20 protein-coding genes and 1 tRNA gene are annotated in these 20,549 nt (G+C 66.4%); 12 read left to right on the plus strand and 9 right to left on the minus strand.

The window, feature by feature from the left end; genetic code table 11:
• Positions 1 to 17: 17 nt before the first annotated feature.
• The 4 genes from QFZ54_RS17280 to QFZ54_RS17295 all read right to left on the minus strand — a co-directional run bounded on the left by QFZ54_RS17280 (position 18) and on the right by QFZ54_RS17295 (position 3,937).
• The gene (locus tag QFZ54_RS17280) at positions 18 to 929 is read right to left on the minus strand and encodes an NAD-dependent epimerase/dehydratase family protein (RefSeq protein ID WP_307089126.1); all 912 of its coding nucleotides are present in this window, start codon (positions 927 to 929) and stop codon (positions 18 to 20) included.
• 91 nt (positions 930 to 1,020) lie between these two features.
• Positions 1,021 to 2,118, minus strand: a complete 1,098-nt coding sequence (gene proB, locus QFZ54_RS17285; protein ID WP_307089128.1) for a glutamate 5-kinase — start codon at positions 2,116 to 2,118, stop codon at positions 1,021 to 1,023.
• 118 nt (positions 2,119 to 2,236) lie between these two features.
• Complete coding sequence (gene obgE, locus QFZ54_RS17290; RefSeq protein WP_056055836.1) at positions 2,237 to 3,283, minus strand: GTPase ObgE; 1,047 nt, start codon at positions 3,281 to 3,283, stop codon at positions 2,237 to 2,239.
• Positions 3,284 to 3,337: 54 nt separating this feature from the next.
• Positions 3,338 to 3,937, minus strand: coding sequence for a TetR/AcrR family transcriptional regulator (locus QFZ54_RS17295; protein WP_307089132.1), 600 nt, complete (start codon positions 3,935 to 3,937; stop codon positions 3,338 to 3,340).
• A 63-nt stretch (positions 3,938 to 4,000) separates the two neighbouring features.
• Between QFZ54_RS17295 and QFZ54_RS17300 the strand changes: the two genes are divergently transcribed.
• On the plus strand, positions 4,001 to 4,870 hold the full coding sequence (locus tag QFZ54_RS17300) for a metal-dependent hydrolase (RefSeq protein ID WP_307089134.1): 870 nt from the start codon (positions 4,001 to 4,003) through the stop codon (positions 4,868 to 4,870).
• 272 nt (positions 4,871 to 5,142) lie between these two features.
• On the opposite strand, the gene QFZ54_RS17305 is transcribed toward QFZ54_RS17300, so the two are convergent.
• From QFZ54_RS17305 to hspQ, 4 genes are all read right to left on the minus strand, one after another.
• Entirely contained in the window at positions 5,143 to 5,688 is a 546-nt protein-coding gene (locus tag QFZ54_RS17305; protein WP_307089136.1) for a GNAT family N-acetyltransferase, read from the minus strand.
• A 174-nt stretch (positions 5,689 to 5,862) separates the two neighbouring features.
• Entirely contained in the window at positions 5,863 to 6,153 is a 291-nt protein-coding gene (gene rpmA, locus QFZ54_RS17310; protein ID WP_254688275.1) for a 50S ribosomal protein L27, read from the minus strand.
• 13 nt (positions 6,154 to 6,166) lie between these two features.
• Positions 6,167 to 6,514, minus strand: a complete 348-nt coding sequence (rplU, locus tag QFZ54_RS17315) for a 50S ribosomal protein L21 (protein WP_107963253.1) — start codon at positions 6,512 to 6,514, stop codon at positions 6,167 to 6,169.
• Between the two features lie 243 nt (positions 6,515 to 6,757).
• On the minus strand, positions 6,758 to 7,153 hold the full coding sequence (gene hspQ, locus QFZ54_RS17320) for a heat shock protein HspQ (RefSeq protein WP_307089140.1): 396 nt from the start codon (positions 7,151 to 7,153) through the stop codon (positions 6,758 to 6,760).
• 155 nt (positions 7,154 to 7,308) lie between these two features.
• On the opposite strand from hspQ, the gene QFZ54_RS17325 reads away from it, so the two are divergent.
• From QFZ54_RS17325 to QFZ54_RS17350, 6 genes are all read left to right on the plus strand, one after another.
• Positions 7,309 to 7,398: transfer RNA gene (locus QFZ54_RS17325), tRNA-Ser, on the plus strand.
• A gap of 153 nt (positions 7,399 to 7,551) precedes the next feature.
• On the plus strand, positions 7,552 to 8,544 hold the full coding sequence (gene rsgA / locus QFZ54_RS17330; RefSeq protein WP_307089142.1) for a ribosome small subunit-dependent GTPase A: 993 nt from the start codon (positions 7,552 to 7,554) through the stop codon (positions 8,542 to 8,544).
• A 546-nt stretch (positions 8,545 to 9,090) separates the two neighbouring features.
• A complete protein-coding gene (locus QFZ54_RS17335; RefSeq protein WP_307089145.1) occupies positions 9,091 to 10,341 on the plus strand; it encodes a lipoprotein-releasing ABC transporter permease subunit in 1,251 nt (416 codons plus the stop codon).
• Complete coding sequence (locus tag QFZ54_RS17340; RefSeq protein ID WP_248522956.1) at positions 10,334 to 11,047, plus strand: ABC transporter ATP-binding protein; 714 nt, start codon at positions 10,334 to 10,336, stop codon at positions 11,045 to 11,047. The genes QFZ54_RS17335 and QFZ54_RS17340 overlap by 8 nt, the downstream gene beginning before the upstream one ends.
• The gene (locus tag QFZ54_RS17345) at positions 11,044 to 11,640 is read left to right on the plus strand and encodes a GNAT family N-acetyltransferase (protein ID WP_307089148.1); all 597 of its coding nucleotides are present in this window, start codon (positions 11,044 to 11,046) and stop codon (positions 11,638 to 11,640) included. Before QFZ54_RS17340 ends, QFZ54_RS17345 begins: the two co-directional genes overlap by 4 nt.
• A complete protein-coding gene (locus QFZ54_RS17350) occupies positions 11,637 to 12,116 on the plus strand; it encodes a glutathione peroxidase (protein WP_307089150.1) in 480 nt (159 codons plus the stop codon). The genes QFZ54_RS17345 and QFZ54_RS17350 overlap by 4 nt, the downstream gene beginning before the upstream one ends.
• A 266-nt stretch (positions 12,117 to 12,382) precedes the next feature.
• Here the strand turns inward: QFZ54_RS17350 and QFZ54_RS17355 are convergent, their stop codons facing one another.
• Complete coding sequence (locus QFZ54_RS17355; RefSeq protein ID WP_307089152.1) at positions 12,383 to 12,970, minus strand: HdeD family acid-resistance protein; 588 nt, start codon at positions 12,968 to 12,970, stop codon at positions 12,383 to 12,385.
• A gap of 150 nt (positions 12,971 to 13,120) precedes the next feature.
• On the opposite strand from QFZ54_RS17355, the gene dnaE reads away from it, so the two are divergent.
• The 5 genes from dnaE to rutD all read left to right on the plus strand — a co-directional run bounded on the left by dnaE (position 13,121) and on the right by rutD (position 20,545).
• On the plus strand, positions 13,121 to 16,564 hold the full coding sequence (gene dnaE, locus QFZ54_RS17360) for a DNA polymerase III subunit alpha (RefSeq protein ID WP_373458566.1): 3,444 nt from the start codon (positions 13,121 to 13,123) through the stop codon (positions 16,562 to 16,564).
• A gap of 18 nt (positions 16,565 to 16,582) precedes the next feature.
• Positions 16,583 to 18,175 carry a long-chain fatty acid--CoA ligase gene (locus QFZ54_RS17365; protein ID WP_307089156.1) on the plus strand — a complete coding sequence of 531 codons (1,593 nt, stop codon included), beginning with the start codon at positions 16,583 to 16,585 and terminating at the stop codon, positions 18,173 to 18,175.
• A 330-nt stretch (positions 18,176 to 18,505) separates the two neighbouring features.
• Positions 18,506 to 19,234 (plus strand): pyrimidine utilization protein B, encoded by a 729-nt coding sequence (gene rutB, locus QFZ54_RS17370; RefSeq protein ID WP_307089157.1) that lies wholly within the window; start codon positions 18,506 to 18,508, stop codon positions 19,232 to 19,234.
• A 139-nt stretch (positions 19,235 to 19,373) separates the two neighbouring features.
• Positions 19,374 to 19,757, plus strand: coding sequence for a pyrimidine utilization protein C (rutC, locus tag QFZ54_RS17375; RefSeq protein ID WP_307089159.1), 384 nt, complete (start codon positions 19,374 to 19,376; stop codon positions 19,755 to 19,757).
• Positions 19,757 to 20,545 (plus strand): pyrimidine utilization protein D, encoded by a 789-nt coding sequence (gene rutD, locus QFZ54_RS17380; protein WP_307089162.1) that lies wholly within the window; start codon positions 19,757 to 19,759, stop codon positions 20,543 to 20,545. Before rutC ends, rutD begins: the two co-directional genes overlap by 1 nt.
• Positions 20,546 to 20,549: the final 4 nt, after the last annotated feature.

Genomic DNA, 20,549 nt, shown 5'->3' on the forward strand with positions numbered 1-20,549 from the left:
GCGGCGGCTTTTCGGCGCTATAGCAGCCCGGCGGCGCGATACCACGCCGCGGTTTGCGCAAGCGCGTGCGGCGTCGGGACGGAGGGCGTCCAGAGCGCGGCGGGCGGCGGCTTGTGCGACACCCAGTCGGGGTGGCAAAAATAGCTGACCCGGTCGCGCGTGAGCTTGGCCCTGCGGCGGCGGACGAGACGGTCGACGGCGGATGCGAGCTTCAGGAGGGGGCGGGGGGTCGAGAACACCTTGACTGGCTTGCCGACCGCCCCGTTCACCGCCGTGCCGATCGCGCGTGCGAAATCGCGGTTGTCCCAGCCGTTCGGCCCGCCGTCATCGGGCTCCATGATCGACGGCGCGTCGGCGCTCTCGGCGAGTGCGAGCAGCAGCGCGGTGAGATCCTCGACGTACAATAGCGAAACGCGCGTGCCGGACGGGGGCATCGGCACAAAGCCCGACCGCGCGGCCTTAAAGACGTCGAGCAGTTCAAGATCACGCGGGCCGAAGATCGCGGGCGGGCGGACGATCGTCCAGTCCAACCCCGATGTCTGCACGCGCGTTTCCGCCTCGGCCTTCGACCAGCCATAATTCGACAGTGTCGGCTCGCGCGCGGCGAGCGAGGAGACATGGACGAAGCGGCGGATGCCGGCGGCCCGCGTCGCCTGAAGGATGCCTTCGGTGCCGGCGACATTGCCCTTGCCGAAGCCCGCGCGGTCGGGCGCGTTGACGACACCGGCGACGTGGATGACGACGTCGGCGCCTTCGACCAGCGTCGCGAGGCTCTTCGGCCGATCGAGCGCGCCTTCGATCCAGGTCACGCCGATGCGCTTCGCCTGCGGTTTCCGGGCAAGCGCGCGAACGGTGTGCCCCGTCTCGAGCGCATGATCGATCAGGTGGCTGCCGACGAACCCGGTACCTCCGGTGATGGCCAGGATCATGACGGCGTCCCCGAGGTAAAAGCTTGTTCACCCGCGAAGGCGGGTGCCCAGACTGGACACCCGCCTTCGCGGGTGAACAAGACGCGGCCGGTCATATGAGCGCCAGATGATTGCGGTGCACGAGCGCCGACCGGGGCGCGTAACCAAGGATCGCCGCATGATCGTCACTATGGCGACCAAGCAGCCGCGCGGTATCCGCTGCATCATATTCGGCGAGGCCGCGCGCAACCGTCCCGTTCGGCCCCTCGATCGTCACGAGATCGCCACGCGTGAACCCGCCGTCGATCCGAGTCGCGCCAGTGGCGAGCAAACTCCGCCCCTGTCCAAGCGCTGCCGCAGCGCCCGCATCGACATGGATCGCACCCTTCGCGGTCAGCCCACCCGCCAGCCAAGCCTTCCGCGCGGACGCGGTGCGTTCGGCGGTGAAGATCGTATGGCGGGCAGGGGTGGAGAGCGGATGCTCGATCCGCCCCGACGCTATCGCCAGCGGAATGCCCGCACCGGTCGCGATCCGCGCGGCGGCGATCTTCGAGGCCATACCGCCCGAGCCCATGCCGGAACCCGACCCGTCGTCCGCCATCCCCGCGACCGCGTCGATCTGCGGTACGCTGGCGATATGAGTAGCGGACGGATCAGTATGCGGGTTCGCGGTGTAGAGCCCATCGACGTCGGACAGCAGGATCACGCCCTGCGCTCCGGCCGCCTGCGCGACGCGGGCGGCGAGACGGTCGTTGTCGCCGAACCGGATTTCCTCGGTCGCGACGCTGTCGTTCTCGTTGATGACCGGTACCACCTTGAGCGACAACAGCCGGTTGAGCGTCGCTGCGGCGTTGAGATACCGCCGCCGGTCTTCGAGATCGTCGAGCGTGACGAGCATCTGCGCCGCGTTCAGCCCCCGCGCGGCGAGGAGTTCTGCCCAGACTTGGCTGAGCGCAATCTGGCCGGTAGCGGCTGCGGCCTGCGCGTCTTCGAGGCTGGCGCGGCCACCCTTTGGAAGTCCAAGCCGGCGTGCGCCCAAGGCAATCGCGCCAGACGATACGATCGCAACCTGCTGTCCCTCGCCAGTCCGGGCGGCGATGTCGGCAACCAGGCCAGCCAGCCACTCCCGCCGAACGCTCCCATCGGGATCGACTAGCAACGCCGACCCGATCTTCACGATCAGCCTTGCGCAAGACGAAGGTGGAAACATCACTGCTCCCTCTCCCCTACGGGGAGAGGGCCGGGGTGAGGGGCGGCCACGAACGGGACCGCCTGGAACAGCCCCTCACCCAACCCTCTCCCCGCAGGGGAGAGGGCTAAGACGGCGCCTACAGCGGCGACCATGCGACCGGCACTTCGCCTTCTTCAAGTTCCTTCGCCGCGCCCGGAGCCGGCCCGATCGCCTCGATCAGCTGGTCGAGCACCGCCTCGATACCAGCGCCGCTCGCCCCCGAAATCGCCATCACCTCAGCGCCACTAGCTTCCGCCAGCTCCGCCGACAGCGCCGCGATCAGTTCCGGATCGAGCATGTCGATCTTGTTCAGCGCGACGATCACCTTCTTGTCGGTGAGCCCCTCGCCGTAATTCTCCAGCTCGTCGCGAACGATCCGGTACGATTCGGCCACGTCGCGGTCGTTCGCATCGACCAGATGCAACAGCACCCGGCACCGCTCGATATGCCCGAGGAACCGGTCGCCGATGCCCGCACCCTCGGCCGCGCCCTGGATCAGCCCCGGAATATCCGCGACCACGAATTCGCGCTGCTTGTGGCGCACCACGCCTAGCTGCGGCCGCGTGGTCGTGAAGGCGTATTCGCCGACCTTGGCCTGCGCGTTGGTCACCTGGTTGATGAAGGTCGACTTGCCCGCATTCGGCAGCCCGACCAGACCCGCATCGGCGAGCAGCTTCAGCCGCAGCCAGACCCACGCTTCGCCGAACGGCCAGCCGGTGCCGTGCTGGCGCGGGGTACGGTTGGTCGAGGTCTTGTAGCTCGCATTGCCGCGCCCGCCGTCGCCGCCGCGGAACAGCACTTCGCGCTGGCCGACTTCGGTGAAGTCGATCAGCACCTCTTCCTTGTCCTCCGACAGCACCTGCGTACCGAGCGGAACGCGGATGACGAGGTCCTTGCCGCCCGCGCCGGTGCGGTTCGAGCCCGACCCGCCCGAGCCGCGTGGCGCGCGGAAATGCTGCGTGTAGCGGAAGTCGATCAGCGTGTTCAGGCCGGCGATGCATTCGAACACGATGTCGCCGCCCTTGCCGCCATTGCCCCCGTCGGGGCCGCCATATTCGATATATTTCTCGCGGCGGAAGCTGACGGCACCGGGGCCGCCCTCCCCCGAACGTACGTAGATCTTGGCTTGGTCTAGAAAATGCATCGCCGCCCCATAGCGAAATTGGCGAAAATCTCCACCCTCTGCGATTCGGGGCTGTCAGCAGCGGGCAGGGGCGGCCGCGTCCTTGCTGGCGAGCAGCGCATCGAGTGCCAGTTCGCGCGCCTTCCCGACCGGCAGCCCGAGCGCGCGCGCCATCGGTGCCCCCATCAGCGCATCGCCGAGTGCCATCAGCACCAGCGTCAGAGTCTGTTCCTGGATCGGCTGGTCGCCAGGCATGTCGCCCTCCGCGAGCTCGTCGACCAGATCGTGGATCGCGGTCAGGATCGGGTCGAGCGCATCGGTATTCCCCGATAGGATCATCCAGCTCGCCAGCGCCCCTGCGCCGCCCTTGCCGAACGCGTCGAAGGTCATCTCCACCACCTCGCGCGGGTCGAGCTCACCCGCCCGCACGCGCAGCACCGCGGCGCCAATCGTGCCGACGATGTCAGCCGCCATCCGCGTGATCAGCGCAGTATGCAGCGCCTCCGCCGAGCCGAAATGGTGGAGCAGATTGGCGTGCGTCCGTCCGATCCTCCCGGCGACCGCCTTCAGCGTGACTGCACTGGGGCCGCTCTCGACGAGCAGGGCGCGTGCAGCCTCGACGGCGGCTTCACGCGATTCGGTAGGGGAGAGTCGCTTGCGCGGTGTTGACGTCACGGACCGGGGAACCTATTTACATCAATGTAAGTAACGAGTGTTCATTCCTGTTTGGAGGTTTCCGTGGCGAAAGCAACCACGCCTGCCGATCTGACGATCACGCCGCGCGACCGCCGCTTCGGCCGCGGTGCCGCGATTCGCCGCTGGTGGCTCAACGACGATCCGATCGCGACTGCGTTCTACAACGCGCTGTCGGTGACGTTTCCGAAGGGCGAGGGCTATTTCGTCGACAGCGTGCGGAAGTTCCGCGAGGGCACGCGGCCCAAGCTCCACGCCCAGATCAACGCCTTCATCAAGCAGGAGGTGATCCACACGCGCGAGCACGTCGCGTTCAACCGCCACGTGACCGACCAGGGCTATGACGTCGCGCCGTTGATCGTGGACGTCGACGCGGCACTGGCGCTGACCAAGGGGCGACCCGAAATCGCCAGCCTCGCCGCCACCACCGCGCTCGAACATTTCACCGCGATGCTGGCGCACGAACTGATCGCGAACCCGAACCATCTCCGCGGTGGCGACGAGCAAGCGGCGGCGCTGTGGCTGTGGCATGCGGCGGAGGAGATCGAGCACAAGGGCGTCGCCTACGACACGTGGCTGCATGCGACTCGCGACTGGCCGCGGTTCACGCGCTGGCGGGTGAAGTCGCTGGTGATGCTGATCACGACGTGGCGGTTCTTCACCGGACGTGCGCGGGGGATGGCGGAACTGCTGCGGCAGGACGGGCTGACCGGACCGAAGGTGTGGGCGCGGATGGCGTGGTACGCGTTTGGCAATCCGGGGATGGCGCGGAAGGTGGCGGGTGTGTGGGCGGCATATTTCCTGCCGGGCTTCCATCCGTGGAAGCACGACGACCGCGCGCTGATCGGGCTGGCGGAGAGCGAGTATGAGGCGGCGGTGCTGCCGGTAGCGAAGCGGGGAGTGGTGATGGCCTGAGCCTCAGGCTCATCCCTCCCCTCGTAGTTCTCCCGCGAAGGCGGGAGCCCAGGATACCAAACGACACCGCCCGTGATTCCTGGCTCCCCGCGTTCGCGGGGGAACGGCTAAAGGCGGTCGTACTATCAGCACGGCCACCACCCCGGCGAAGGCCGGGGGCCAGTTGGAAAGGTCGCCGTAACGGAGGCGATATCCTCGGTTAGCTATGTCCCCCAACTGGGCCCCGGCCTTCGCCGGGGTGGGGCTATCCGCTTACTGCAGGATCGCGCGACTCACGCTGCAAGCGGCATCGGCGCACATCGGTCGTCATCCAGATCCAGCTCGAACATCACCGCCGGCGCCTCACCACCCCGCCCACGCGACGTCCGAGCCTCGATCCGCCCCGTAGGCCGAAACCCGAGCTTCGCCAGCACACGCCCCGACGCGGGGTTATCCACGAAATGAAACGCATCCAGCCGGTGCAAGCCCAGCGCATGCCGCGCCATCGCCACCACCGCCTCGCCAGCCTCCGTAGCATAGCCACGCCCCCAAGCGTCCGGCGCCAGCCAATAGCCGAGCTCATGCCCCGCATCCGCCGCGCGGATACCGATCCCGCCGACAAGTCGCGGCGTCCCCGCTTCCATCGTCTCAATCATGAAGTGCGGGTCGTGCGGCCCGCGCGGCTGCGCCAGAAACGCCTCGGCGTCATTGAGCGTATAGGGCCAGGGCGCCCGCGCCAGCTTGGCGACCACGGTCTCATGCCCGATCGCCCGCGCCAGTGCAGGCGCATCTTCCGGCCAACCCGGCCGCAATGTCAGTCTCTTGGTGCGCGCGAACACGGCTCTCTCCTATCGCGTCATTGGCTGCGCGCATGCCACGTCGGGATGACGGGACCGCGACAGCCGCGTGGAGGGAGCAATAAAAAAGGGAGCCGGGGTGACCCGTCTCCCTTGTTCAGGTTCGCTTTCGCGACCCGGGTCACCCTGGTGGGCAACCCGGATGGTTACCCGATGTTATTCGGCTGCTGCTGCCATGTCGGCGGCATCGTTCGCTGCCAGCTCGACCGAGCAGAATTTGCGCCCGAGTTTGCCCTGGCTGAACACGACGCGGCCATCGACTAGCGCGAACAGCGTGTGGTCAGTACCGATGCCGACGTTGGTGCCGGGGTAGAACTTCGTCCCGCGCTGACGCACGAGGATGTTGCCGGCGACGCACGCCTGGCCACCGAACTTCTTTACGCCGAGACGACGGCCTGCCGAATCGCGACCGTTGCGCGAAGAGCCGCCTGCTTTCTTATGTGCCATCTGAAGCTACTCCTTATGCCTGAGCGGCCGGGGCGGTGTCGCCCTCGTTGCTCTTGGCGGTCTGGCCACCAACGCTGACGATCTTCAGGATCGTGTGCTGCTGGCGATGGCCGTTCTTACGACGATAGTTATGACGACGACGCTTCTTGAAGACGATGACCTTGTCCGCCTTCGCCTGCGCGATGATCTCTGCAGCGACGACGAAGCCCTCGACGGACCGCAGCTCCGAGCCTTCGCCCGCAAGCAGAACGTCACCCAGCGTCACCGACGCACCTGCATCGCCCTCGATCTTCTCGATGACGATCTTATCTCCGGCGGCGACGCGATACTGCTTGCCGCCCGTGCGCACGACTGCGAACATGGCCCTTGTCACTTTCCAAATACATGTGCCCCACGAACGCAGGGTCCGCCGGGAGAAGCCGGGCAGCTAAGGGAGGGGGGCGGCGTTGTCAACCGCGAAGGGGCGGGAAAGGGTCGTAAAGAGGGGCGGCGTAGGGTCGTCCACCGCAACTTCGCAAGATTGTTTCCCCTCACGGGCGGGGACCCAGACTAGACTCCCGCCATCGCGGGAGAACAAGCTTAGCTAGACTAGGGTGATTCGCCTCTAGTGCCGGTGAACCCGCCGCAACGCGTACCGACCGTCGGCATAATCGCTGAACAGCCCGTCGATAGCTGGATGGTCGACCGGCTCGTCGCTGTCGTCCGGCACCAGATTCTGCTGGCTCACATACGCGACGTAGCTCGACTCCATGTTCTCCGCGAGCAGATGGTAGAACGGCTGGTCCTTGCGCGGCCGAATATCCTCGGGGATCGCCGCATACCATTCGTCGCTGTTCGCAAACACGGGATCCACGTCGAATATCACCCCGCGAAAGTCGAACAACCGGTGCCGCACGACGTCGCCGATCGAGAAATTCGCATGCGAGATCGGTGGGGCGACCACTTCGGCGGGAACGATCGGGCGGGTGATGTCGTGAGCGATACTGTCGTGTCGGGGCATATCGGCCAATTTAGGGTTTGTTTTGCGCCGCACAAGGAAAACGCGCCGGACGGTGCCCGGAAGCTTGAAATCCGCTTGCGTCCCCATGGTCACTTCATTAGAGGCCGCGCTTCGACCGATCGGAGGGACTGTTCGCAGCGCCTTGGATGACCTGCGGAGAGGTGGCAGAGTGGTCGAATGTACCGCACTCGAAATGCGGCGTACCCGCGAGGGTACCGTGGGTTCGAATCCCACCCTCTCCGCCAATTATTTACGACAGCATCGGATATCCGCCGTCAGGCGCACCGCCATCGCGCGGCCGCTTGTGCACAGGGCGATGGCAATGCCCTCCGTCGCGGCCTAGACCCTAAGTGGTACGACCGCCGCCGCATCGCCAGGAAAGATACCGCGCCAAGCCTATGACCGACCAGACTCTGGCAGACCTCGGCTGGACTGCGCATTTCGCGGACCAGCTTTCCGAGGACGAGCTTCTCTACTGCCACCCCGTCCGCGTGATGGCCGTGCACCGTGGCAAGATCGCCGTGTCCGGTGCCGAATCGCAGGGTTTCGTCTCGCCCTACATCGCCGGCGCGCAGCCCGGCGACGATCATCCGACGGTCGGCGACTGGCTGCTCGTCGATAATCGCACGCAGGAGGCGACGCGCGTCCTTCGCCGCATGAATCTGTTCAAGCGACGCTCGCCGGCGGATCCGCGGAAAGATCAGATGATCGCGGCCAACGTCGACACCGTCTTCATCGTCGCATCGTGCAATCAGGATTTCAGCATCGCCCGGCTCGAGCGGTATCTCGTGCTGGCGCGCGAAGTCGACGTGCACCCCGTCATCGTCCTCACCAAGGCCGACCTGACCGAGACGCCCGAAGAGTTCGCCGCCGCGGCGCGCGCGATCGAGCCGGGATTGCTCGTCGAAACCGTCGATGGTCGCGACAGGACCGACGTCAAGCGGTTGGCGGCATGGTGCGGGTCCGGCAAGACCGTCGCGTTCCTGGGCTCGTCCGGCGTCGGCAAATCCACGCTCGTCAACGCGTTGCGCGGATCGGACAGCATCGGAACGCAGGCGGTGCGGGCCAAGGACGGTACCGGCCGCCACACGACGACGGTACGCGAGATGCACCGGCTCGACGATGGTGGCTGGCTGCTCGACCTGCCCGGCATGCGCGAACTGCAATTGTCAGAGGCCGCGACCGGACTGGCCGAGGTGTTCGACGATATTACGCTGTTGGCGCAGGAGTGCCGGTTCGCCGACTGTTCGCACGGGGTGGAGCCGGGGTGCGCGATCCAGGCGGCGATCGCGGCGGGGTCGCTGGCGCCGGACCGCTTCGACCGCTGGCGCAAGCTCAACGCGGAGGAAAACGGCGCCGCGTCACGGCTGACGAAGCGTCGGACGCGGTAACGACCGCACCGCGCTTCGACGTTTCCTAGCACTCGAACCCATGAAGGCATCGGGGGGCGGCATCGTTACTGTATTGCCGAGGCCGCTACGGCAACAGTTCAAGATCTGATAAAGTATAGATCGCCGCGGTGAACTATGCCGGACAAGCAAACGCCCGGACCGTTGCCGATCCGGGCGCCTGCGTGACGATCGCTCGTCAGCCCCCATTTTTTGCCCTCGCTCTTCGTCTTGCGACGGAGCGGAAAAGCAGTCCCCGAACCACGGCCGTTGCCTGTGTCTCAGCGAGTTTGTTGCTAGTTATGTCCATGGATTTTGTCACGGTCTTTGCGCGGGCCGTCTCACGATTGAACTGAGCCTGTGGCGATTGCGCAACAGACCAATCTAGACAGTGCCGGATCGGGACTAATTCGCCTCGAAGCGAGGGGGCCGCCACACCGCCACGCTCGGCTGACGCACGGGCCCGACAACGGGCCCGACAGTTGCCTCGCAACGGGCCGCGTCCTAGAGCCGCTACACTGCTTCCCTAACGATCGAACCTGGCCGCCCATGATCCTGTCCCGCTACGAACGGATGATAGCCCGCCGCTATCTGTTGCCGGGCAAGGGGGAGGCGTTCATCTTCCTCGTCGCCTCGATCAGCCTGGTCGCGGTCATGCTCGGCGTCGCCGCGCTGGTGATCGTGATGAGCGTGATGAACGGTTTCCGCGCCGAGCTGTTCGACAAGATCGTCGGGCTCAACGGCCATGCGGTGGTGCAGGGCGTCGGCAACCGGCTTCCCGACTGGCGCGAGATCGTCGCGCAGGCGCAGAAGACACCGGGCGTGACCAGCGCGCTGCCGCTGATCGAACAGCCCCTCGCCGCCACCTATAACGGCCGCGCGGAGGCGGTGTTGGTCCGCGGGATGCGCGTCGACGACATCCGCCGCAATTCGACGATCAGCAACAAGGTCATCATGGGTTCGCTCCAGTCGATCACGCAAGGGTCCGGCCGGATCGCGATCGGCTCGCGGCTCGCCGAATCGCTCGGCGCTCAGGTCGGCTCCGACATCTCGCTGTTCAGCCCGCAAGGCCAGACCACGCCGTTCGGTACCGTCCCGCGGATCGTCAGCTACACCGTCGGCGCGATCTTCGAGATCGGCGTCTACGATTACGACAAAGCGTACATCATCATGCCGATCGAGGATGCGCAGACGCTCCTCCTGATGGGCGACGCGGCCGGCATGGTCGAGCTGAAGACGGTCGACGCGGACAAGGTCGGCGAGATCCTCAAGCCGCTCGCGGACAAGATCGGCGGCCGTGCAGTGATCGCCGACTGGCGGACGATGAACGCGCAGCTGTTCGAGGCGCTCGCGGTCGAGCGCGTCGCGATGTTCACCGTGCTGTCGATCATCATCCTGGTCGCGGTGTTCAACATCCTGTCGTCGCTGATCATGCTGGTCCGCGCCAAGACGCGCGACATCGCGATCCTGCGGACGATGGGCGCGACGCGAGGCTCGATGATGCGAATCTTCATCGTCGTCGGCACCACGATCGGTGCGCTCGGCACGGTTGCGGGCCTCGTGCTCGGGTTCATCTTCCTGTTCTACCGACAGGGCGTGGTGAACTTCGTCCAGCTCGTCACCGGCCAGAACCTCTGGGATCCCTCGATCCGCTATCTGACCGAACTCCCGTCGAAGACCGACCCCGTCGAGATCGTCGTGATCGCTTTGATGGCGCTGATCTTCAGCTTCCTCGCGACGCTCTATCCGGCCTGGAAAGCGGCGAGTACCGACCCCGTGCAGGTGCTGCGTTATGAATGAAGGCCTCAAGATCGATCGCCAGATCGAGAAGTTCGACGATTACGTCCTCCAGACCAGCGGGCTGACCAAGAGCTTCACGCAAGGCGGCGCGACCATCGACGTCCTGCGCGGCGTCGACCTCGCGATCGCGCCGGGCGAGATCGTCGCGCTGCTCGGGCCGTCGGGCTCGGGCAAGTCGACGCTGTTGCAAGCCGTCGGGCTGCTCGAAGGCGGTTTCCAGGGATCGATCCGGATCGCGGGCACCGAGGCGGCCAAGCTCAACGCGCATGAGCGGACCGTGGTGCGCCGTGACAGCCTCGGCTTCGTCTACCAGTTCCACCACCTCCTGCCGGACTTCAACGCGACCGAGAACGTCGTCCTCCCGCAGCTCGTCCACGGCGCCACGCGCGCCGAGGCGGACCGGCGGGCGGCGGAATTGCTGACCCAGCTCGGCCTCGGCCACCGGCTCACGCATCGCCCGAGCCAGCTCTCGGGTGGCGAGCAGCAGCGCGTCGCGGTCGCCCGTGCGCTCGCCAACAAGCCTGCGCTGGTGCTGGCGGACGAGCCGACCGGCAACCTAGACGAGCACACCGCGGACATCGTCTTCGCCGAGTTCATCCGGCTGGTCCGGGAGCAGGGCACCGCCGCGGTCGTCGCGACGCACAACGAGCGGCTCGCGGCCCGCATGGACCGCGTGCTGCGGCTGCACGAGGGGCGGCTGGCGTGACCTGGGGCGAGACGCCGACGCTCACCGGGCGTCACGTCACGCTCCGCCCGCTCGTCGCCGACGACATGGACGCGCTGGTCGCGGCGGCGTCGACGGACAACCTCTGGGATACGTTCTACGCCAACGTCGCGATGATGAAGGCGCCGGATCGCTGGCTCGCGGCGGCAATGCGCGAACAGGATTTCGGGCGGGCGCGGCTGTTCGCGGTGGTGGCTGGCGGGACCGTCGTCGGCACCACGCGGTTCATGCGGATGAACGCTGCGAACAAGCGGCTCGAAATCGGCGGCACCTTCTATGCGAAGGCCGTGCAGCGCACCGGCGTCAACACCGAGGCCAAGCTGATGTTGCTGACCCACGCCTTCGATGCGCTAGGCTGCGAATGCGTCCAGATCCGCACCGATGCGCTCAACAAGAACTCCCAGCGCGCGATCGAACGCCTCGGCGCAAAGCGCGACGGCGTCCTGCGCGGTCATCAGGTGATGGCCGACGGCCGCTTGCGCGACACGGTGGTCTACAGCATCCTCCGCCACGAATGGCCGGGCGTGCGTCAGAATTTGGCGTATCTGCTGGCCCGCAACGAGGACCGCCCATGACTGCGATCACCGACTTCACCGTGAAGACCGCCGACGGCAGCGCGGCGTCGCTCGAACCCTATCGCGGCAAGGTGCTGCTGATCGTCAACACCGCCTCGAAATGCGGCTTCACGCCACAATATGAGGGGCTCGAAGCGTTGCACCGGGACTATGCTGATCGGGGTTTCGAGGTGCTCGCGTTTCCCTGCAACCAGTTCGGCGCACAGGAGCCGGGTGACGCAGCGGAGATCGCGAACTTCTGCACGCTGACCTACGACGTGACGTTCCCGGTCTTCGCGAAGGTCGACGTCAACGGGGCAGGGGCGGATCCGCTGTTCGAGCGCCTCAAGTCCGATGCGCCGGGCGTGCTGGGGTCGAAGGCGATCAAGTGGAACTTCACCAAGTTCCTGATCGGGCGCGATGGGGTAGTCGTCGACCGCTACGCCCCAACGACGAAGCCCGAGGACATCCGCAAGGATATCGAGAAGCTGCTGTAGCCCTCAGAGGCAACCCTCAGAGGCAACCCTCAGAGGCGCCGGCCCACATCTGCCGCCACCCCGGCGAAGGCCGGGGCCCAGTTGGAAAGGTCGCAGTAACGGAGCGCGGCCTTGAGTTGGCAACGTCCCCCAACTGGGCCCCGGCCTTCGCCGGGGTGGCGTCTATAGGAGCGCGCTGCGAACACACAGAGCGCAAGAGTAGAAGTGTTCCCCCGCCAAGGCGGGGGCCCAGACTGGACTCCCGCCTTCGCGGGAGAACATCCCGCTCAAACCGGAAACGCCGGCGCCCCCTTCTTGTGCGCCAGCGCCGAAGCAACCGAAGTCACCCCACCAAACAAGAAGCTGATCCCCAACACATACCCCGGCAACGTCAACGCCGACCACGGCAGCGTCGCCAGCACGATCACCGCCAGCACGATGTTCACCACACCAAGCGCGATCATCAGCCACTTGCCCCGCCGAAACCGCGCCCCGAGCCCGATCTCCAAAGCGCCCCGCACGCCCAACCAAACCGCAATCAACAACGTCAGCGAGATCGCCCCCGTAGCCGGCTCGAACGCCATGATCAGCCCGATCACCAGCGACACCAGCCCGAACCCGATCGCATAGCCGCGCCCCTCATGCCCCTTGCCGGCAAACCCCGACACGATCGACACGATCCCGGCCGCAATGAGAAACGCCCCGATTACCAACGTCGCGGCATAGGTCGCGGAAAACGGCGACACGAACGCCATGATCCCGAGCACCACCGACAGCACGCCGTAAGCCAGGATCCACCCCCAGCCGGCCCCCGCCCGAGGCGTTCCCGCCGCCGTCGTTTCAGTCTCGGCAAAGTGCCCGCGTGGATCGGTCATAAACAAAGCTCCAGAAGTCCCCGCCGCAACGGCTCGTCGTGTCCGGGGTTCCGATCGGACTCATCCCGGCTGGTCGAATCACGCCACAGCGCCTACCTCTGGTCGATGCATTCCGGTTACGTCCCCCTCCGCGTTTTCTCCTGCTACACCATGCTCGACGGCGCCATCGATCCCAAGGCGATCGCCAAGCAGGCGCGCGCGCTGGGCTTCCCCGCCGCAGCCCTCACCGATCGCAACGGGCTCTACGCGGCGATGGCCTATTCGGATGCCGCCAAGAAGGACGGCGTGCAGCCGATCATCGGCGTGATGCTCGGCGTCGGTCGCCCCGACATGCCTGACAGCGTCGCGACGCAGTTCGACTGGATCGCGCTCTACGCGCAGAACATGACGGGCTACGACAACCTCTGCGCGCTCGTCTCGATGGCGCATCTCGACCGCCCGATCGAGATGCCCGCGCACGTCGATTTCGCAGCCCTCGAACGCCACACCGACGGCCTGATCGCACTGACCGCAGGCGGCGAGGGCGGTCTCGCCCGGCTGTTCGCGGAAGGCCAGCCCGACCGCGCCCGCGCCTATCTCGACCGCCTGCAAGGCCTGTTCGGCGATCGCCTCTACATCGAACTCGCGCGCCGCAACGACGCCACCGAGATGGCCGCCGAAAACGACCTCATCGACATCGCCTATGAGCGCAACCTGCCGCTGGTCGCGACCAACCCGTGCTGCTTCACCGAGAGCGCATTCGGCGACGCGCACGACGCCATGCTCTGCATCGCGCATTCGACCTATGTCGAGACCGAGGACCGCATCCGCAGCTGCCCCGAAGCCTGGATGAAACCCGCGCCGATGATGCATGAGATGTTCGCCGACCTCCCCGAAGCGATCGCCAACACCTTGGTGGTAGCCCAGCGTTGCGCGGTAATGGCGCCCTATCGGAAGCCGATCCTCCCCAGCCTCGCCGGCGATATCGAGGGCGAGGCGAAGCTGCTCCGCGACGACGCCGAAGCCGGCTTGGAAGCACGCCTCGCCCGGATTACCGAACTCCACGGCGAAGGCGAAGAGGGCTGGCGAGACGTGTACCGCAAGCGCCTCGCGTTCGAGGTCGACGTGATCGTCCAGATGGGCTTTCCCGGCTATTTCCTGATCGTCGCGGACTTCATCAAATGGGCGAAGGACCACGACATCCCGGTCGGCCCAGGCCGTGGTTCGGGCGCAGGCTCGGTGGTCGCCTGGTCGCTGACAATCACCGACCTCGACCCGATCAAGCTCGGCCTGCTGTTCGAGCGCTTCCTCAATCCGGAACGCGTGTCGATGCCCGATTTCGACATCGATTTCTGCGAAACCCGCCGCGGCGAGGTGATCCGCTATGTCCAGGAGAAATACGGCCGCGATCAGGTTGCGCAGATCATCACCTTCGGGAAGCTGAAGGCACGCGCCGTGCTCAAGGACACCGGCCGCGTGCTCCAGATGAGCTACGGCCAGATCGACCGTCTCGCGAAACTGGTGCCCAACCACCCGACCGACCCATGGACGCTGGAGCGCGCGCTAAACGGCGTCGGCGAACTCGCGAAGGAATACGCCAACGACAACGGCGTCCGGAAGCTGCTCGATCTGGCGATGAAGCTGGAAGGCCTGCCGCGCCACTCGTCGACGCACGCCGCCGGCGTGGTGATCGGCGATCGGCCCTTGGCCCAGCTCGTGCCGCTGTACCGTGATCCGCGTTCCGACATGCCCGTCACGCAGTTCGACATGAAATATGTCGAGGGCGCTGGCCTCGTGAAGTTCGATTTCCTCGGGCTCAAGACGCTATCGGTGCTCCAGAAGGCGGTGCAACTGCTCGCCAAACGCGGCATCGTCGTCGATCTCGATGCGCTCGAATGGGACGATTCGGGCGTCTACGCGCTCCTGCAAAAGGGCGACACGGTCGGCGTGTTCCAGCTCGAGTCCGAGGGCATGCGGCGCACGCTGTCGGCGGTGCGCCCGTCCAATTTCGGCGACATCATCGCGCTCGTGTCGCTCTATCGACCGGGCCCGATGGACAACATCCCGTCGTTCGGCCGCCGCAAGAACGGCACAGAGGCGATCGACTATCCGCACCCGCTGCTCGAACCGATCCTGTCGGAGACCTACGGGATCTTCGTGTACCAGGAACAGGTCATGCAGGCCGCGCAGGTCCTGGCGGGCTTCTCGCTCGGCGGCGCCGATCTGCTGCGCCGCGCGATGGGCAAGAAGGTGAAGGCCGAGATGGACGCGCAGCGCGCGGGCTTCGTCGAGGGCTGCCTGAGCGTCAACGGCATCAAGAAGGCCGAGGCGAACGCGCTGTTCGACTTGATCGACAAGTTCGCCGGCTACGGCTTCAACAAGAGCCACGCCGCGGCCTATGCGCTGCTCGCCTACCAGACCGCATGGCTGAAGGCGCATCACCCGCACGAATTCTTCGCCGCCTCGATGTGCTACGACCTGCACCAGACCGACAAGCTCGCGATCTTCACCGACGACATGCGCCGCCTGGGTATCACCGCGCTGCCGCCCTGCATCAACGCGAGCCAGGCCGAGTTCGACGTCGAGGAGAAGGATGGCGAATTGGCCGTCCGCTACGCGCTCGGGGCGCTCAAATCGGTAGGCGAAGGCGCGATGGAGAAGCTCATCGTCGAGCGCGTCCAGAACGGCCCGTTCGCCGGTCTCGACGATCTCGCCAAGCGAGTCGACCCGCGCCTCCTCAACAAGCGCCAGCTCGAGACGCTCGCCGCCGCCGGCGCGTTCGACTCGTTCGAGCCCAACCGCGCCGGCATCCACGCCACCGCCGAAACCATCCTCGCGATCGCCGCGCGCACGCACGAACAGAAGACCAGCGGGCAGGGCGGCCTGTTCGGTGACGCCGAACCCGCGGGCGACGCGATCAAGCTTCCCCCCTCGGTCCGCTGGACGCTCAGCCAGCGCATGGACCAGGAAAAGGAAGCGTTCGGCTTCTATTTCTCCGCGCACCCGGTCGATCGCCACCGCCACATCGCCAACAGCCACGGCGCCCGCGCCTACACCGCGCTGTCGGAGCTCAACATCCCCGACGACGGCAGCCGCGCCGGCGCGACGATGGCGGTGCTGGTCGAGGACGCCCGCTACCGCACTTCCGCACGAGGGAAGCGCTTCATGATGGCGCAATGCTCGGACGCCAGCGGCCAGTTCATGGCGACCTGCTTCGACGAACAGGTCTCGCGCGATCTTGAGGAAGCGGCCAAGGCCGGCGGCTGCGGCCTGATCACCGTCGAGCTCGACCGCAAACCCGGCGAGGACACGCCGCGCGTCAGCATCAAGCGCATCCAGCCGTTCGAAGGCCTCGCCAACCTCGCGCGCTTCCAGGTGGTCGTGACGATCTCCGACATGGCCGCGTTCGCCGGCCTGGCCTCGTTGCTCGCCGAGCATCGCGGCGCCCGCGGCGAGGTTCGAGTCCGCGCGCAACTCCCCGACGGCGAAGTCTGCATCCTGCTCGGCCGCGACTTCCTGCTCGACGGAGAGCTTGTCGAGCACATCGAGTCGTTGCACGGTGTCGCCAAGGTGGAGATGAAGACCTCGGAAACGAGGCTCGCTCTGGTCGGATAACAGCTTGGGAGAGCGAGAATGCTGGGTGGAATGCAGGATTTCGAGCTTCGTGTTCCCCGCCTGATCGACCATGCGGCGCGCGAACACGACGCAAGAGAACTCGTCAGCTACTGGGCCGACGGCCGCGAGACGCGCACCAACTGGGCCGGCATCTCCCGCGACGCCCGCAAACTGGCGCAGGCGCTCGAAAAGCTCGGCGTAGCCCCCGGCGACCGGGTCGCGACGCTGGCGATGAACCACGCGCATCACCTCGTCGCCTGGTACGGCACGATCGGCATGGGCGGCGTCATCCACACGATCAACCCGCGCCTGTTCGACGAGCAACTCGTCTACATCGCCAACCACGCCGAAGACCGCGTGATGCTCTACGACAAGGCGTTCCAGCCGCTGGTCGATCGCCTCCGCGACCAGTGGACCAGCGTGCGCCACTACATCTGCTTCGACGATCTCGGCTCCGACGGTTTCCAGGCGATGCTCGACGCCGAGGACGGCGATTACGCGTGGGTCGAAGGCCCCGAGCGCGATCCGTGCATGCTCTGCTACACCAGCGGCACCACCGGCAATCCGAAGGGCGTCCTCTACACCCACCGCTCGACGATGATCCACGCAATGGCCGAGGTGGCGCCTTGGGTGTTTGATCTGTCGCCCAACGCGGTCGTGCTCCCCGTCGTGCCGATGTTCCATGCCGCCGCCTGGGGCCTGCCGTTCGCCTGCGCGCTGTCGGGGGCGAAGGTCGTCTATTCCGCGGTCAACGATCCCGCCGTGCTGTGCCGTCTGATGAACGACGAGAAGGTGACGCATTCCGCCGGCGTGCCGACCGTCTGGCTGGCGATGTTCGGCCACATGGACGCGACCGGCGACGCGCCTGCGCACCTGAAGCTCGTCACGATCGGCGGCTCGGCGGCGCCGCGCGCGATGATCGACAGAATCATGGCGATGGGGGCCAGCGTCAAGCATCTCTGGGGCATGACCGAGACCTCGCCGATCGGCACTGCGGGATTCGCGCCGCCGCACTGGGACGACATGACGCACGACGAGAGGCTCGATCTCGTCGCCAAACAGGGCAGCGTTCCCTTCGGCATCGAACTTCGCATCATCGACGACGAAGGCGTGGTCCTGCCCCGCGACGGCTCGATCGCCGGCCGGTTGCAGGTCCGCGGGCCGTGGGTCGTCCAACGCTATTTCGGCGCCGACGAGGACGCGGTCGATGCGGATGGCTGGTTCGATACCGGCGACGTCGCGATGCTCCACACCGACGGCACGATGCAGATCACCGACCGTTCAAAGGACGTCATCAAGTCCGGCGGCGAATGGATCAGCTCGGTCGACCTGGAGAACGCCGCGGTCGGCTGTCCGGGGGTTGCGGAGGCAGCGGCGATCGGCGTGCATCATCCCAAATGGGACGAGCGCCCGCTGCTGCTGGTCGTCCGCAAACCCGGCAGCGAGGTCGGTGAAGCCGAGATCCGCGAGCACCTGTCGAAGCACGTCGCCAAATGGTGGCTCCCCGACGCGATCGTCTTCGTCGAAGACCTGCCCCACACCGCGACGGGCAAGCTCCTCAAAACCGCCCTACGAGAACGCTTCAAGGATTTCGAACTAGCCGCCGCCTGACGTCCCCTTTTTCTTACGTCTCCCCTCCCTGGAAGGGAGGGGCCGGGGGTGGGTCGGCTTCCGCATGGCGATCACGAGTGGCGCAAGCAGGCCGACCCACCCCCAACCCCTCCCTTCCAGGGAGGGGAGAAAGCGCGGGCGCACCAGCCGAACCAGCCGCGATACCAACGGCCCACGCCCCTTGTTCTCCCGCGAAGGCGGGAGCCCAGTCTGGATCCCCGCCTTCGCGGGGAAACAAGATGTCTGCCTAGCTGGAGGTGCAGGTGCGCCACCCCAACACCCCAATCATTTCGCACTTGCACAATTCCCACGATCCGGCAGCTTGTCTCCATGACAGCGGCCCCACCGATCATCCGAACCGGCGCGAGCGAGGCGAACGCCGTCACGCTGCCCGCACGGCCGGAAGCGCTCCGCCTCGACCCCGCCGAAACCGCGGTCGTGGTGATCGACATGCAGAACGCCTACGCCTCCCCCGGCGGCTACGTCGACACGGCCGGCTTCGACATCGCAGGCTCGGCTGCCACGATCGCCCAGATCGCCAAGGTCCTCGACACCGCCCGCGCAGCGAAAATGCCGGTCGTGTTCCTCCAGAATGGCTGGGACCCCGACTATGTCGAGGCCGGCGGCCCCGGCTCGCCCAACTGGCACAAGTCCAACGCGCTCAAGACCATGCGCGCCCGCCCCGAACTCCACGGCCAGTTCCTCGCCCGAGGCGGCTGGGACTACGAGATCGTCGATGCGTTGAAACCGCAACCCGGCGACATCCGCGTCCACAAAACCCGCTACAGCGCGTTCTTCAATTCACAGCTCGACAGCATCCTGCGAAGTCGCGGCATCCGCAACATCGTCTTCGTCGGCATCGCCACCAACGTCTGCGTCGAGAGCACGCTGCGCGATGGCTTCCACCTCGAATATTTCGGCGTGATGCTGGAGGACGCGACGCACCATCTCGGCCCGCCCGAGATGCAGTCGGCCACCGTCTACAATGTCGAGAAGTTCTTCGGCTGGGTCAGCACCGTCGGCGATTTCTGCGGAAGTTTCGGGCAACTCCCAGCGTGAGAGACCACCCACACCCGTTCGTGCTGAGCCCTTCGTCTTCGCTCAGGATAAACTTCGGCACACGCGCCGAAGTCGAAGCACCGCCACCACACATGCCCTTCGACTTCGCTCAGGGCGAACGGAGGTAGAGGAGCAACCTATGCCGTTCGAAGCCATCAACCCGCCCCAGTTCCCGACCCCCATCGCGCCCTATTCCGCCGGCGCGAAGGCCGGCAACACGGTCTACGTCTCCGGCGTGCTGGCGCTCGGCGAGGGTGGCATCGTCCTCCACCCCGGCGACGCCGCCGCCCAAACGCGGGCCGTTCTAGACACCATCAAGACCACGCTCGAGGCCGCCGGCGCGACGCTGGCAGACGTCGCCTTCAACCACATCTTCCTGAAGGACCTCGCCGACTACGCCGCCTTCAACAGCGTGTACGCCGAGTATTTCCCCGGTCCCAAGCCCGCGCGCTACTGCATCAAGACCGACCTCGTGAAGCCCGAGTGCCTCGTCGAGATCGCCAGCATCGCCCACCTCGCCTGATGGTAATCGCGGGCGGCATCCACTGGGAAGAGCACGGCCAGCCCGACGGTCCCGCGATCCTGTTGTCGAGCGGCCTCGGCGGCTCGGGCAGCTACTGGCAGCCCAACCTCGCCGCCCTCGGCGCCGGCCACCGCGTCATCACCTACGACCACCGCGGCACCGGCCGCTCCGACCGCCACGTCCCCGGCGACCTGACCGTCGAGGCGATGGCCGCCGACGTCGTCGCGCTCATGGACGCGATCGGCCTCCAAAGCTGCACCTTCATCGGCCACGCGCTCGGCGGCCATATCGGCCTCGCGCTCGCCTTGGCCGCGCCCGAACGCCTCGACCGCCTCGTCGTCATCAACGGCTGGGCCAAGCTCGACCCGCACACCGCGCGCTGCTTCGACACGCGGCTTGCGCTGCTGAGCGACAGCGGCCCCCGCGCGTATCTCCACGCGCAACCGCTGTTCCTCTACCCGCCGCAATGGATCTCCGACCACCACGACCGGCTCCAGGACGAGGAGGAGGACATGCTCGCGCATTTCCCCGGCGCGGAAATGATCCAGCGTCGCGTCGCTGCGGTCCGCCGGTTCAACATCGCCGGTCGGCTCGACGAGATCCGCGTGCCGACGCTGTTGGTAGCCTCCGACGACGACATGCTCGTGCCGCCGTCGGCGTCCGAAAAGCTTGCCGCGGGCATCCCCGGCGCGCAGTTTGCCCGGATGGCGGCGGGCGCGCATGCCTGCAACGTGACGCGTGCGGAGCATTTCAATATGTGGCTGCTCGACTGGCTCGACGGCGAATAGGAGC

Source organism: Sphingomonas faeni (genome assembly GCF_030817315.1).
GTDB classification, from domain to species: Bacteria; Pseudomonadota; Alphaproteobacteria; order Sphingomonadales; family Sphingomonadaceae; genus Sphingomonas; species Sphingomonas faeni_C.